General features: G+C 37.6%; 6 protein-coding genes, 1 tRNA gene and 1 pseudogene. 2 read left to right on the plus strand and 6 right to left on the minus strand.

The window, feature by feature from the left end:
- Positions 1-2: 2 nt before the first annotated feature.
- Positions 3-1,700, minus strand: coding sequence for a hypothetical protein (locus tag AAFX60_017845; protein XDF79045.1), 1,698 nt, complete (start codon positions 1,698-1,700; stop codon positions 3-5).
- A gap of 895 nt (positions 1,701-2,595) precedes the next feature.
- Between AAFX60_017845 and AAFX60_017850 the strand changes: the two genes are divergently transcribed.
- Entirely contained in the window at positions 2,596-5,955 is a 3,360-nt protein-coding gene (locus tag AAFX60_017850) for an Ig-like domain-containing protein (protein ID XDF79046.1), read from the plus strand.
- Positions 5,956-6,185: 230 nt separating this feature from the next.
- On the opposite strand, the gene AAFX60_017855 is transcribed toward AAFX60_017850, so the two are convergent.
- The 5 genes and pseudogenes from AAFX60_017855 to AAFX60_017875 all read right to left on the minus strand — a co-directional run bounded on the left by AAFX60_017855 (position 6,186) and on the right by AAFX60_017875 (position 15,926).
- Positions 6,186-6,260 (minus strand) — tRNA-Gly (locus AAFX60_017855).
- Between the two features lie 197 nt (positions 6,261-6,457).
- On the minus strand, positions 6,458-11,191 hold the full coding sequence (locus tag AAFX60_017860) for an OmpA family protein (protein ID XDF79047.1): 4,734 nt from the start codon (positions 11,189-11,191) through the stop codon (positions 6,458-6,460).
- A complete protein-coding gene (locus AAFX60_017865) occupies positions 11,188-12,402 on the minus strand; it encodes a hypothetical protein (protein ID XDF79048.1) in 1,215 nt (404 codons plus the stop codon). Before AAFX60_017865 ends, AAFX60_017860 begins: the two co-directional genes overlap by 4 nt.
- Before the next feature lie 7 nt (positions 12,403-12,409).
- On the minus strand, positions 12,410-14,134 hold the full coding sequence (locus tag AAFX60_017870; GenBank protein XDF79049.1) for a hypothetical protein: 1,725 nt from the start codon (positions 14,132-14,134) through the stop codon (positions 12,410-12,412).
- 251 nt (positions 14,135-14,385) lie between these two features.
- Positions 14,386-15,926: pseudogene (locus AAFX60_017875) on the minus strand (Na+/H+ antiporter NhaC family protein).
- A gap of 330 nt (positions 15,927-16,256) precedes the next feature.
- On the opposite strand from AAFX60_017875, the gene AAFX60_017880 reads away from it, so the two are divergent.
- Entirely contained in the window at positions 16,257-16,727 is a 471-nt protein-coding gene (locus AAFX60_017880; GenBank protein XDF79050.1) for a hypothetical protein, read from the plus strand.
- The last annotated feature ends 13 nt before the right edge of the window (positions 16,728-16,740 follow it).

Genomic DNA, 16,740 nt, shown 5'->3' on the forward strand with positions numbered 1-16,740 from the left:
TTCTAGCCTATTAATTCTGAAATTTTAATTTTTGTTTTCAAAACGGATAATTCGTATTCTGTTGTCCCTAAATCAGCACTTGCGCCGCGAATAATATCCACTTCTTCAACTTCTTTTGGCCAACCAGAAAAAGGGAGATTTAAGAAACCTTCATCGTCAGCTTTTGCTTGTCTGAAATAAACTTTCTGTGACCATTCTTGCTCTTCATTTCTTAACATCATGAAATCATCAGGCTGGTCTGTTGTTCTGCAAATTCGGTAGCGTAATGTGATTTGATTTTTTGGTGGCATAACAGCGATTGCAGCAATATTGCTATCATTCTGCTCATTAATAATATGAGCCCCAAATGAACTACTTTTTGCTAAAGGAAGTGCATATATATGTTCTCCTTCAAACGCTTGTTGCTGACTATAAACCGACATTTCATCAATAGACACTGCGATATTCGCATAATTAGCTTCTAGCGAACTTATTTCTGAATCGGATAATGAGGTTTGGCTGTAATACACATAACAATCAGCCTGAACTTCACCTAACAATTTATAAGGCAACCATACATGAGGCATTGGATAACTCATCGCTTGGCGTTCGTTAGAAGCACTGTTTTTTATTGGACTTTCAAAAGTAGTAAGAAGAATTTCATTGTGATCAAAGTCCACAAATTTCAATTCAACTTCTTCTGCAACTAAATTAAATACTCTTGATTGTTCACATACATCCAACTCACCTGAAAATACTTTTTGGCCTTCTTGATATAATTCAAATTTTTCAAAGGACATATTGGCTTCAGGGAAAAATTCAGATGCATTAATATTCACATGTCGTGTTGGCAGAGGTTCTTGTCTTTCATGCTGTATATCAAGATCACAAAAGTAACCATTGGAATCAATCGTAATTTCTCGCCATACTTTTCCATTCCAAATTACATAAAAATAACCAGTTTGATGTAAAGAATACTCTTCACCTAACTTCTTCATTGGTACAACAGGCACCAATACCGTATCCCACTCATCCATTTCAGTCTCTTTATCAACAGGCTGAATATTTTCTGCAAGCAGAAGTTTTAATGGTTGTGGAGTACCATTCATTGGAATAGTGAGATAAAGGTTTCTCAGCTCTGGTTCTAAATCTTTAAATGTCGCAATACTACGATGTGAAGCATGAATATCGGCTCTTGGTTTCGCTATTTTCTCTTTTTGCTCACCTGATTTAGCCAATAAAAGTGACGCCGCATTATTTGGCCACTGACCTGCAAACTCAATAGAAATCTTGTGTTCTGGCGATGGCTCAACGGGTGTAAATAACAGATTACGAACCAAAGGCACATCATCAGTAACAGGTTTATAATTTGCTTTAACAAACTTAGCAGGTTGAGTTGTTTCAACTCTATCTATTTGCTTCTTCAGTTGTGGATATTGTGCAAGCTGGGTATCACTTACCCCCGTTTTTCTTATCGTTGTAGATACAGCGATCCACTCAGCTTTTGTTAACTTTTGGTTTAAAGAAAATAGCAGTGATTGTACGCTCTTACTTGCGGAGATAGACAAAGATTGGCGTAGTTGCACAGGTAATTGATTGATGATGCTCTGTGAATTTTTCCCACGCGAAAGCAACCTAACGTATTCATCAGGCGTAAGGATATATTCAAGCTCTTTGTGTGATAAAGAAGAGCTGGGAATAAGCTTGCAGTTAAAATGCATGTAGGTCTCCACAACCATAAACAAAAATACAGTAATTGGTTGTAGTGATAATTAAGCTGATAAGGCTTAGGTATAACGATTTGGTGAGGCGATTTTACTTATTTTTCCTCTATCATTCAATTCACTCACACGAATTAATTCACATCCAATTAATCATATGAAATTTATGTGATCTTAAGTCAGGTATTCATCTATTTTTATTTTATATAAGCCAACGACAATAGACCGTAACAATACTTTATGTTTTGTTTATTCACACACTATGCTTTTAAATCTAATACCAACATATAAAAAACGTAATTTTGTTAACAAGCTCAAGACACCCTAGTTTAAAAATACAAATGATATGAAAAAATAAAACAAATAATTTACATAAAAATTAATGGAAGCACTTACAACGCAATCAAAAGATAAGTTACCCTTATCATTTTTGAAATATAAGTTTACCAATCAGAATTAAAATAAACCCACCCATAGATTTGACATTAAAAAATCACCTCTTTTAAAAAGTCAAAATAACAACAAAAAACTGACTTTTATGTCAAAAAAACAGACAACTAACATATTGCAGTCGCAATTCCAAGAATTACTTTCGAAGCAAGATCACACTTTGAAAAACTCTTGATATCCTTAAAAATTCTTCTGGTTAGAATGCTCGAAAATTCAATTCAGCTATTAATTTGATATTAATAAATGAATTTTGCGTGGTTCGATTCGAGGTTTTTGCCTAATTATAGTGGTTTAGGAATTAACCTTTTCGTAACAGAATGAACTCCTTTTAAACGGTTCATTCAATCATAGGCAAGGAAGCGAATGATGATGAAATCTATCCATCGCACACCTTTATAATTAATAAATTTATCTAGATAAGATAAATAAAAAAGAAGAAAAAGCAGTGATAAAATTAAATAAAATAACAGCCGCTATTACTAGCGTCATGTTCAGCGGATATTTATACGCCGCTGATGCAAGTGCAACTTCTAACATTGTTACTTTTGTTCCTGGTGAAACAAAAGTTCAAAATGGAGATATGGTTTCTTTCAATGGCGACTGTTTTATTGCTAAAAATAACCCAGGTGTTTGGGAATCTCCTACCGCGGATTCATGGTTTTGGGATGTTGCTGAATGTTCAGGTGAACCAAATCCAGGTCCGGGTCCAAATCCAGGACCAAACCCGACTCCAGATCCTGATTTAGGCGATATTATTCCGTTTATTCCAGGTAAAACTCAAGTTGAGAATGGCGATGTAGTTTCATACGAAAACCAATGTTTCATTGCTCAAAACAACCCAGGTGTTTGGGAAACACCAAGTGCAAGTTCTTGGTTCTGGACGCTAACAGAATGTTCTGACGAACCGGTAAATCCTGAGCCAGAAGTGACTGAACTGTCTATCCTTGCTCCAACGGCTGGACAAGTGTTAACCGCTAATGAAGCTATCTCAATCAATGCACATGTTGATGGTAACTTAGCTGCTAAAGTTGAATTTTGGGCGAACAATACCAAGCTTTCTGAAAAAACAGTAAACCAAAACAACACTCAATACTCTCAAACTTGGACGCCAAGTGAAGAAGGTAATGCGACGATTAACGTATTTGTTTTCGATAAAAATAACCAAAAGATCGAGCAAAAGTCAGTATCAGTTACTGTAAAAGCAGAAGTAACTGAAGATTTCGTTGCGCCTGTAGTTAAGTTTGTTACTCCAGCTAATGGTTCAACAATCAACGTTACTGAGAGCCTTTCAATTTCAGTGAATGCAACAGATGCTGATAACGATTTAGCGACACTGGTTGTTAAAGCAAACAACAAAGAAATCTGTTCATTTGACGCAGCAAATACAGACACATTTGCGTGTGACTGGCAACCAACTCAAGCTGGTAATGTAACTCTGAATGCTATCGCTACTGATGCACAAGATCTTTCTTCTACAGCAACAGTAAAAATCACTGTTGAAGAAGATGTGGTAGAGCCACCAGTAGAGCCGCCTGTAACTCCAGGTGACTTATGTAAAGACTTTAATGTTTATCCTGATTGGACTCGTGGTGATCACGCAACAGGTGGTGACATTATGGTTCATGATAACATCGCTTACTCAGCAATCTACTGGACTAAAACCATTCCAGGTAGTGATGACTCATGGGCTCTTCATCTAAATTGTGATGGTACTGAACCGGGCACTGCTCCGCTTCTTTCTCTACCAAACCCAATGGATCCAGTACGTCTAGAAGTTGCTGGCTGGCCAAATACATTAGTTGTTGCGAGCCCTGCTACTTCAGCACCAACGACATTAACGATCCAAGCAAGTAACAGTGCTGATTTAGCTGATTTCGATAAACTAACAAGCACATTTGTATCTATCATTAATGCTGCTGCACAAGCGGGTTCAGCATCTATTATCATCAACTCTGATGTTCTTGATAAGGCGACTCGTGATAATGCGTTATCTTCAAGCAGTATTTCTGTTAAAGAAGCACTAACACAAGCGATGGATATCACTGGTAATAAGATTGATATTGATGACATCAACGCTCTAAGCAATGATTTAAAAGGTTGGGCAAACGCTCATCACCTAATCATCTCTACTCTTGCGCCAGAAGCAAGCTACGGCTGGTCTCTAAGCATTGGTGACTTTGCTTTTGATACGCACTCAGGTAGACAATCTGTTTGGGATGAGGCGTCTAGTTTCTCTGCGGACTTACTGAATAAATTAGAGCTTTATAAAGCTGAACTAGCAACAAAAGCTGACTTTATTGCGTTCACAAAATCAAACACGACTGAAGCGTTATCAAGTGACCAATGGCACAATGCTTTGGAATACGTTAAGCAAGTTTCTGATTACGTGAAAACACCGGTAATGCTAAACAACATCCCAACAGATCAAGCTTCTGCTTACTTCATGGGTGACAAGTCTAGCAAACCACAAATCCGTAAAGCAGCATTCAGCAACGTGTTCGCAATTCTGTTTGATAAAAACACGGCTGAACTAACAGCTAAAATTGAACGCTACCAAGATGCTAAAATGCCACTGTACTACGTTGGTAAAACAACAGAAAACGGCAAACTAACGGTTATTGATGAACTAAATAATCAATTAGCAAATGCTGAAGACGCAATGAACAACACTGCATTCTTGTATGAAACGCCTCAATCACAATGGATTCCGTCTACGGTTTACAAGTGGGCAGACTTCATGGAAGGCTTGAATGCAATGCATAACATTGGTGTTGCAGGTAACAAGTTCTGGCTATTAGATGAAAACGTTGATGATGCTACAAACATCAAATATGCAAAAGTAGCGATTGCTGCGTTCCTAGCTCAAAGTATGCAAGAAACCATTCGTTACAATGCGTGTGATGAGAATAACTGGTCTGAAATCAAATACGGTGCTCCTGCTGATTACCCAATGTCTGCAAGCTGTGGTCAACTTGGTCAAAAATACGCAGATTACGGTGTTAACCCTATTTCAGGTTTAGATCACGCTTACTCTTGTCCTCGTGATGACAAAATGGAAGTAAGTGCCCTAACCCATGCGAAATGGTACGGTGCTCCAGCTCCTGTATTTGCTGCACCTGATGCTGTTCTTGAAGAGCGTGGTTTACTTGTAAACGGAAGTGTGGGTCGTTGGACAAACAACGGTCACTGTAATGATGTACCAACGGCTGTAGATACGTCTAAGCAAGTATGGGAACGTGATACATGTAAAACTTACGTTGATCAAAAAGCGGGTAGCTTTATTTGGGATGGCAGCAGCCAAGAAAGCGTTCAAGGTTGTGGCTGGTGGGGCCGTGGTGTAATTCAAACTACAGGTCGTCAAAACTTCGGTACACTTAACCACTACTTAGGCCGTTCACACGTTGATCCTGAGACAATTGGTAAAACAATTGATGGTGTTGTTGTTGAAGCGCCACCAGAGAACCCGCTATACGCTGAACTGGATTTCTGTTCAAACCCAGGCTTAATTTGTAGCTCTGAAGAGAACAAAGAAATCAAGTGGATTGCTGGTCTATTCTACTGGGTTACATCAGTACAAGCGTACCCTGATGAGTCTGGTCAATACGGTAACTGGAACTACCACAACGAGCTTAAGAAGTATGTTGATGGTGGTATGAAAGGTACTGAGTTTATCGATGATGTATCTGGTATCGTAAACCGTGGTTGTCCTGATTTAGTGTGTTCTACTGGTGAAGTACATAACGTTAAAGAACGTCGTGCTAACTTTAAACTGGTACTAGAGCAATTAGGCCTTAACCCACAATAATTTGGTTAAGCTAACTAGGTAATTAATTATCTAATACAGTTAAATGAATAAGAACCCTGCTTTTCGAAGTGGGGTTCTTTTTTTGTAATAAACAAAGTAAGAATGAAGTGGACAAATCAGAAGTGGTTTTATAAAAATGACAGATACGAAAAAACACGCAATAAAGCGTTTAATTTTAAATAATTGGGAGTTTAAAACTAGAACAATCTCTAAGAAGGGGAAGCAAGAGATGGAGCGTACAGCGGGAATCGAACCCGCATCATCAGCTTGGAAGGCTGAGGTAATAGCCATTATACGATGTACGCACATCGTTGGAACGAGATAGATAATGCCATACTGAGCGCTGAGGTAAAGCACTTTTTTACACTTAACTAATTGATTGCATGATATTTAAGCATAATATGCAAATTTTAATCTCTTCACACCATACGATAGGTATAAATAGTAAGCACCGTCAGCCTATTTGTTGCTAGTTTATCTGAACGATGCTTACTTTTTTACATTACAAAAATTGCTTAGACTTTAATTCAATGGCGGTCGGTTGTTTCTCTATCCATTTTTTTATTCGCTGTATGCGTTGTTTTTCATCTAACCCATCCCACTCACTAGCAATATCTCCACTGACTCCCTGTTTACCCTTAGCTCCAGGTTCCATCCATGGCATGGTTTGATCATTTAACTGACTATGATTCAATGTCGGCATGGCTAACTTTAATGTTTTACCATCTAAAGACACGCCAGATTCTGTATTAAGCTGCTTAAGCTCAGTTACGTTTAAATTAAACAAGTGCTCCTTACTTTGTACAATGTCACCAAATGGACGTAACCCCGACGCATTAATCCCTGTTGGCGTCATATACTTAAGGTTAAAGCTGATCACATGCACTGCGTATGCTTTCTTCTTATCCAATGAAGAAGAGCTATTATTTAATTCATGGATAGACAGATTTAAAAAGGTACTGATTTTATCAGTTAATGTCTCTTTACTTTCTTTATCTATTGAAAGATTCCAAGCACCATTATGACAAATCTCCCCAACATAATTGAGTGTTGATTGATAAATTGGCCCACCCACTTTTTTGACATTAGCGTTTTTATTCAAATAACTTTCAGTATAAGAGGACGAATTTTCAGTATGATTACTCGCTTGGTGATAATGGTACGATGTTTTTTCTTCCTCTGACACATAACCTGCTGTTTGTAATTGCACCATGGCGTCTACGCTTTTCCAATCCACCTTTAAGGTTTCATATTCGTCTTTATGGCTCTCACCGCAAACCAATATATGCAATGTCTCTAATTCATCCGCTTTATCCCATGAAAAACCACCTATTGTTTGCTTTTCATTCTTGGGTTTAGCTAAGTAGCATTTGTTTTTGTAATCAACTCCTACCGCTTGATAAAGTACTTTATCGATGACATTTATAGAAACGCTTTCACCAACAGTCTGTGAATAAGTAAACTCTTCAACCTCTAATAATCGTCCTTCAGAAATAAAGTTAAGGGTTTGTGTCGAACCACTACTGCTGTCTTCCAGTATGACTTTATGGCTATTTTCACTGCGCACACCAATGTGAATTTCATCATTATTATTCTCATCAAACAATATGGCTTGATGATGCTTACTGTTCGGTTTTTGCAATTGCAGTTCGTAACGCATATGTCTAAAACCACCACTAGATACATATTCTTCAAAAGCGCTCTCTTTCACATTCAGTATTTTTTGCAACCCTAGCCAATGTATAGCATACAAGGATTCAACTCGCAGCTTACTTACTATCGGTTTTAAACCATAAATTCGTTGGTTACCAAAATAATAGAAAGGTTCAAATTCAATCGCAGTTAACGCTTTTTCTTGACCAAATACAGCCTTTAATTTCTCATCTTGATAGGTAAAATCAGACAATGCCATTGGTTTAAATAATACGCTGAATTTTGGCCCTTCAATATTTGCACCATCAACTCGTTGATAGCCTATTTCATAAGGGAATACAGATTTATCTTCGCCACTTAAAACAATTTGTATTTTTAAACGGTGGAATGGCGATAAGCGATTAATCTTAACTCTTTGATTTTCTTTCTTCCATTTTGAATACTCAACCCACTCTTTACCTTCTTGATCTGAGACTAATACTCGTTGAAGAGCTATCTCATCTAAATCAATGGCTGGCGGTAATGGAGAAAAGTTTTGTGCAAATTCTTCAAATAAATTGTTTCTTTCTTTGTTTTCACTTGGTAGTTCATACAATAATCCCTGAACAGGAAATGCACGGCTAAACTTTCCGCTCACTGTTCCTTTATCTTGTGGCGCTTGATATTGCAGATAATTGAATGCAGGAACCGGTGTAGGTAAGGTTTGATAATGTAGGGTGATATCTTGCTTCTGTTTCTGTTTGCACTGATTGATCCAATCGGTCCCTAAATCATTACTTTTAATCGTATTGACTGACCATGAATCATTTTGCAGATACTTTTCGATATAGCCCTTAATATCGTATTTATCTAACGTTAAATTTAAATTTTCACCTGATTGCATCTTCTGGTTTTCACTATGAGCGTAAAGCAAAACCATCATCAATCCGTTAAAAGCCAGTGCTCGTAATTGATAACGCTTTAGTATTTCATTTTTAGTTTCATCTTTAGTTAAATACGCGGTTAAGCTCTCATAACTCGTGAGTTTTGTTTCTAACTTACTGTCCCACTGTCTTAACTGACTTAATAATTCCATTTGTATTTTGGCTAAATCAGCAAGATCGTCTTTCGCCCCTTCTGTTTTGACAATGGTTTCATAAGCGTAATCAAAAAGCATTTCATCTAAGAAAGCCAAACCAGATTGAACAATATTAGAACCTTCCTTTATTAATAACATACCTCTTGCTGCGGGCCCTATAACAGGAATAAAACAAGCAACTCCTACGAGTGATTCTAACAACGCAAGTTGGGCAGCTAATATTGCATCATCCTCTTTTTGCATTGCATTTAGCGTAATTAGACGAGAACGTTCTAGCACCCCTATTCCACTTCTACTTGGTGCATACACAATATCAAGAACCTTTAAGTAAGCTTTTATCTTTACTCTGCGGTTTACTTTTAATTTAAGATTATCTGATGAAACTTCTCGTCCTGTGGCCTCTACTAATGGCTGAGTTTCACCAAAGGCAATCACCGTTATTTTTTCTTGAAGTTTTTTAGGGAATAGATCAGCAACATTTTGTGCCCGTTGCTGCGATAAATTCATATTATATTGATTGGTGCCGACCTGACAGGTGTGGCCTTCAATAACGATATGAACATCAGGTTGCTTCTCTAAGAAAGAGACAATATCTGCAATACCTTGACGAACCATTGATGTATCTGCGGTTTTCTTATCAAACTCAAAAACCACTTCAATCCCAGAGCCGTAGTCGTCATTAAACAAGGTCTTATTTTTAATCGTTAATTGCTCAAAAGCCTGTTTATTTTCTTTATTTATTTCTAATTGCGTTTCCGTCCAAACTGGAATATGTTTCAAATATTCACTAGCAACCTCAGCCATATTGCCACGCGCTTTTTCTGCTTTTTTCTTTTGCTCAGCAATTTCTTTTCCGTGATTAAAAAGCGCGGCAATATTATTTAATGTATCAACGGCGACTAACCCTCGCCCAGCCAAATCAGCACCTTGCAGCCATGTTTTTGATAATCGACCAACTGCGGCTTTGTATTTTCCATCTTTAAATTCTTGGTTAGCCTTAGCGAGATATTCGGTAAATTGAGCATACTTCTCTTTATCAAAAATGGTGGATTTAAATAATGCCGATGCACCAAATTCAGCACGATAAGTCGCACTACCAGCTTGTAATGCGGTTAGCTCTTTTAATTTACCAAGCCCTTCTCCCATTGATTGCAAGCCAAATAAAATTTCTCCCGTGGCTTGCATTGCTGTTGGTAAATTCTTATTTTTTATTTCTTCCCAATACAGCTTGGCAATATTATTTACCATTGCAGTTGGGCCATTATCTAGCTGTGGCGTTAAGCCATCCGCCAATAAATCCATACCAAGCATCATGCTTACTTTGTTAGCTCCGGTTAATACCGCAAGGCTCGTTAAAGCAGGGCTTTCAAGGGCTTTTGTATTGGTTGCTTTTCCTTTTAAATGCGCAGTGAGATGCGAAAGATATTGTGGAAACTGGCAGATTAAAGATTCTTCAAGGGAAATCATATCCCCACACACAATGGCCATTTTTCCTAATGGTGTGTGATTATCAAAACGTATGTATTCTCGGAGTTCGTATTGGTAGCTTGTAATACCATCAAGATCGACGATCTTTGTAATATTTGCATTAGTGATATATTCCGGAATACCACCATCAAAATTATCTGGGTGAAAATTTACTCGAATACTGTAATACCCTTCTTGGAAGGATTCAGGGTTAACATTGATAAGTGCACTTGGGAAATCATCAGTACCCTCTTCAGGAAAAGCTACAGGGATATCACTTGCTATAGTTTCCCAGTTTGAACTTCCTTCTTTTGATATAAATTTCGATACACTAATTCTTGCATTGATATACACTTTTGAAGAAAAAACGACACTGCATATCGCTTGTGATGGCAATAAAAACCCTTTTAAAGACTCTCCCTTTTTAGATACCTCTTCATGCCATTGGTTATACTCTTTTTGCTCCTGAGATAATGACCCATTTAATGAGGGTTCAAATGGCTTAGCGAGTTGATCTACCCCTATCTCAGTTAAAGCAAATGTCACGTCACTATCTTTGTCTACCATAGAGGAATAACGGTATAACTCTTTTGCTATCTCTATGGGCGTGGTTTTGCTAATGGCCAAGCGACTTAAAATAGCTAACGGCGGAAAACACAATGAATACTGGTCATCATCTAAATGGTTGACCACACTTTTATGCTGAAGGTATTCAAAATCGCCACTTTCTTCAATCGTTTGTACGCCAGTATCAAGTGCATGGATCAGCCCATGTTTATCTGTTCCCCAAATGCCATTGGTTTCTTGATCTTCTACTCGTTCGCTTAATTCTTTTATATTGGCAATTAAGGGAGTAAAAGGAACAGGGCGAATGTTATCTACACCATTATTTTTTCTATCATTTCCAAGAGTTACGATTTTTGGATTTGAATGCCAATCCTGATAAACATATCGACCTAGTTTTTCATCATTTTCCCCATAAAAATGCGTAGAAAATAAATAAATCCCTTCAGCTAGCGCCGTTTTATTACTCATCATTTACCCTCCTTGATAAATGCACCATTATTTGCAAAACCGTTGTATAACCAAGACAGTGTTGCGGAATGGCCTGAGCAGATTTGTCCCCAATGCTGAGTTTGAGCAAATAACTTTTTATCTTTTGTTAATTTATATTGCCTTGCACTGCCTGCTGAAGCCGAACGAACATATTCGGCATTAAGTCCTAATACATCAAAAAATCGGTATTGGCTTTTTCTCTTACGATCAATTGTTTCTACCAATACATCTCGTGTTTCTGTATTAATGAGCACTCTATATTTTGTCGTTTCTCCCCAGACATACTTACCTTCAGGACTAATCGATTTATTTTTCCATTTAAATTCTGAGCTGTATTTTGAACCTTGCATAAATCGTTCATAATTTGCGTCAGTTTTTTGGGGATAACCTATACCATATAGTCTTTTATCCGTTTTTTCGTCATACACAATGACAGCAAAATCAGAGACCACATACCGCTTTCCACCGTATATCACCCCAACTTCTGAGAAATGAAATTCATCGTCCATTTGAGTGGTTTTGCCTGTAGCAAGTTCGTATTTCCAATATTTGGCTCTGTCTTCAAAATATAAATAGCTACTGTCTTCTGCCCAGAGAAATTGAGAATGGCCTCTGTCTGTACCTAAAACTGTCGACTCTTGGGTTTCTAAATCAAAAATAACTTTTTCAACGTTATTACTCCAAGCTAAGTAGCGATTATTAGGTGACCGACGCATCATTTTAACCGTTACCGCTCTGTTATGTGGCCTTGGCGGAACAACATCTAAAAAATCAGTCACTAATCGTAAATCGGTGCCATCTGTTTTTATGCTCCAAATTTTGTCTCTCGCTTCATAAATCGCTTTCTCATCTGATGAGGCATTAGTAAATTCACCATTGTCCCACCTAAAATCCACTCTCGGTAAGTCATACGAATCCGCATTTGATAAATCTTCTCTTGGCCACTCTTTGGCGCTGTTCACCACAAAGCAAGGCTTCATTATTCCCGGAATTGTGCCATTGGCTTCTTTCATTAAGATATAATTGTCTTTAGTGACATAAACACGGTTATCATCCCACTCTTGCTTGTTAAGCAATTCGACGTCAGTTTTTGGTGGTTCGACGGCTGTACTTAACGTTGAGAATTCGTCTTGGTTGCATCCGTTTAGGAAAATAAGCGCAGATAATGCTGTCCATAGGTATTTTGAATTCATGGTGTCCCTACACTAATTCACTGATTGCAATGTCTTGGTAAATGATGATTGGCGGTTGCTCAGGGTGATACTCATTCCCTTTGTTTACTCGTTTTAACGTGACGGTTTTAACCTCACTTGGCCACCCCGTAAATCGAATAGATTGATAGCCATCATCCAGTGCTGAGGCTTGACCTAAGTACACCTTTTGTGACCATTTGTACTCTGTATTAAATAACTCAAAGTAGTCATCAGGTTCATCGACTGTAGGATGTTGACAATAAGCAAAAACAATCTCATCTTGTGGTGATGATATAAGTAAAGCTGCAATACCTTGCTCGCTTTGCTTTTCAATTGACGCTGGTAAAGCCTGACTTGAAAGTGACGATTGAAGTGCAATAACAGACGCTCTATCATCATTAAATTGTTGTAATTCAGTATAGCTATCAAGCCCTTCTATACGCTGTGCCATGGTCTCTGGATTACTGGCTAACTCAGATAATTGATCATCAGTCAGCTGAGGCAAACTATGATATGCATAAAGGGTTTGAGGTTGACCTGCGATTTTGTAAGGTCCCCAAATATGTGGTAATGCGTGCCCAGAAACGGGGCGTATTTCACTTTGTTTTGAGCCAAATAAACTCTCTGTCGTTTCTAACTCGATTGAATAATGAGTTGGAGTTTGAGGCAACTCAATAATGACTTTATCTTCCGTTAAATCAAAAACTCTTGCTTGCCCATAAACATCAAGCACGCCACTAAAAACCGTTTTTCCATTTTGTTTTACATCAAAAGGTTCATCTGAAAAATAACAGCCGTATTCTGGATGTGTTAAGGCAATATCTACATATCGATTAGCTACTTTTTCACCAGAATTGGATTTGTTCTCACTCGTTAAATCGATATCCATAAACAGGTAATCTTTAGTGATTTTTAGTTCTCGCCAAACGTTATTATTCCACACTATATAAATATAACCGGATGGGTAAAGAGAAGCCTCTTGAGGAAGAAAATCACTATTTTTTGCTTTAAAAGGCACCATAGGCACTAACACATTATCCCACTCTGCCATTTCTGTTTCTTTGGTTACAGGAGGTAATGATTCGCTCAGTAACAGGTTTATCTCTTTGGCTGAGTTCATACTTGGTAACGTCAAATACAGTGCTCGATTTCTATCATCTAAAGACGTAAATTCGACGAGACTCCGGTGTCCATTTTTGTTGTCTTTTTTTGGCTTTACTGTCTTTTCATTGATGTTTTTTAATTTTGAAATCGAGATTGATGCCGCGTTATTAGGCCATTGCCCTGCAAACTCGATGACGATTTTATTATCATTCTTTTTTTCAGAAATAAGAGTAATGGATGAGGCGTTTGAACTTGAACGAAGTAAGGTCGGTTTTACTTTTAAACGAGAACGAGTAACCGAGGGGTTAACCACTTTATCAATACGTTTTTTTAGACCACTTCCTTGAGCTAAATGCAGAGTATCTATACTTCTATGTTGGTTCATTAACGATAATGCAGCCCACTCCCCCTGTTCAACTAATTGACGAATACGACTGACGGTTTGAAATACCCCTTGTGAATCACTAATTGCAGAATGACGCTGTAAATTAATAGGTAACGACGCTTTTAATGAAGATAGATCAGTAAAACGATTAAGATGATCCAGTAATTCATTGGGAGTGAGTATATACGGCAAATCTTTTTGGGTAAGTAGGCGACCGGGGATAAGTTTAAATTGGCAGAGCATCTGCATCTCCACATTCAGTGTATTGAAAATATCTAAAAATAAATTGCCTGCTATATAAATATGAACAGAGAACTCAGTCAAACCCTATTGCCCTTCACACTTATCTTCCTAGGTCGACGTCTCTTGTTTTTGTAAATATCCAACCTCTTAATTACATTCTTAGCTTTATACTCCGCTCTTCATGAATGAATGTGAAACAAAAAACGGCCCAATTAAGGACCGTTTCATTGCTGTCATCTTTAGGTAAACGTCTAGCCTAGCTGATTTCCAGCCACCAATTTGCTTTTATTGAACATATTCTCTGGAGTTAATTTAGCGAGTGTTACTACCAATGTAACCTGCGCTATTAACGCTAATATGAAAATAAGTGGGTTATCAAAAATGCCTGCAATTAGAAAGCTGACAAGTGCGATTCCACCATTTAATAATGCATAAGGGAGTTGTGTCTTAAAGTGTTCAAACTGATCACATCCTGCTCCTGTTGAAGATAAGATCGTTGTTTCAGAAATTGGTGAACAGTGATCGCCAAACAAACCACCAGAAAGTACAGCACCAATACATACAAACATCGGCGCATCAATTGCGATAGCTGTCGGAATAACCAAATGCATCATAATCGCAAATGTTCCCCATGACGATCCCGTAGCAAATGAAATGATCGCTGCCAGTAAAAAAGATACCGCAGGCACTAACCAATATGGAAAGCCGTTTTGAGCTTGCTCTGCAATATAAGCTGCCGCACCTAACTCTTTACCCACTGAGCTCAGAGTCCATGCAAGAATAAGGATGATTGCAACTTGCATCATGTTACCCATTCCTTTCATGTACACAGAAATACCATCCGATAGACTTCTTACCTTATTCATTGCCATTAAAATAATTAGTGTAAATGCGGCAAAGAAGTAAGCGGTAGACAAAGCAGAACGAAACACTGAACCAGAGACTTTTTCAAATGGGAAACCTAGAGGTGCAAGCATAAATACCAAAACAGCTCCCATCACCAATAGCGGTGCCCATACAAACGAGGCTTTTGCATTTTTATGCGTGAATATTTCTTTTGAAATATCAGACGACGCATGAAGTTCGCCCTTACTTGCTATCGCTTCAGCTTTTGCCATTGGACCAAAATCCAATTTCTTTAATGCGACAAGTGGAACAATCGCTATCGCTAAAATTGCGTAGAATTGATATGGAATTGCGCCTAAAAATGCATCCCAATCTGTAATATCAGTGACATTTAATGCAGTAAATTCTTTCTGAATTAACCCCATGATATACACACCCCAACCAATGAATGGAATTAAAATAGCCACAGGTGATGAGGTTGAATCAATAATGAAGGCCAGTTTTTGACGAGAGATTTTTAATTTATCGAAAAGAGGACGAAAAACTGGACCAACAATTAATGGCGTACCTAAATCAGAGAAGAAAATGATGATCCCCCTAGCCATGCCGAGGTTTGTGCCTGAAATTTACTTTTGACCCAAAGCGTTACTTTTTCTGCAAATGCAAGGCCACCACCCGACTTTTCCATTAGCGCAACAAACCCACCAATGAAAACCAGCAATACAATCACTCCGGCATTATAGCTATCTGTTAGTTGAGGAGAGATATAACTTTTAACCATAACACCAAATGTTTCAAACGGGTCAAGCGTGGTAAACAAACCGTTTAGCATTGCTACTCCACTCAAAACACCCGCAAAAAGACCAACCACCACATTACGCGTCGTTAACGAGATAATCAGCGTTATAGCAATGGGGATAAGGGAAGTAATGTCTGTCTGTTCCATAGTAACGTTCCTTTTTATACTGCAAAAGAGTAAATACTTATTCAATTAAATTGACTATATATTTCACAATCACAAATGTATAGTTTTTTATTCACTTTTTATGAGTTTAAATTCATACATGTATCGAGAGTCTCATTTTAGAAACCACAAGACATTCACCAAAAAGCATTTCAAGTAAAAACCATTTACAAAACATATAAACGAAGGGTCGCCGATACTTTATTTTATAAAAGTGCTTGATTAGCAGCAATTTTAAGCTTTCACCTCTTTTCTATTAGCTACAGATATTCTTCAATCATTCATAAGCTGCTTAATTAAGAGAGCAAGGATATGCCTAGATTAATTACGTTAATGATTATCTTATGTTTAGCATTTAATAGTTATGCAAAGGAAACCATTTGGACAGATGACAATATTCATTTCAATTCTCTAATCTATGCTCAAAATTCTGATGATGCCTTCATCCAATCCGTAGTAACTTACGATTGCAAAAAAATTGAAATTTCGGTGGGATTTAATGAAGCGCCTCAATCATCTTTAACGGCAGTGATTAATAACAAAACGATCAGACTCAATAAATTTGGGGTCAATTATTATGGATATGCCGTATACAAACCAAAAAGTGAAACGGCAGAAGAATTGTTATTAGATCAATTTAGACAAGAAGCACCGATTCATTTAGTCGATGCTCTTGGAGATAGCTATTACTTCACTACTCAATATTACTCTCAAGCAATGAAACATAGACTCACCGCATGCTTAAAAAATAGAGATAAGTATTCACTGCAAGAAAGCAGTTAATATCTTTAAATAG

Source organism: Aliivibrio fischeri, assembly GCA_038993745.2.
Classification (GTDB): Bacteria; Pseudomonadota; Gammaproteobacteria; order Enterobacterales; family Vibrionaceae; genus Aliivibrio; species Aliivibrio fischeri_B.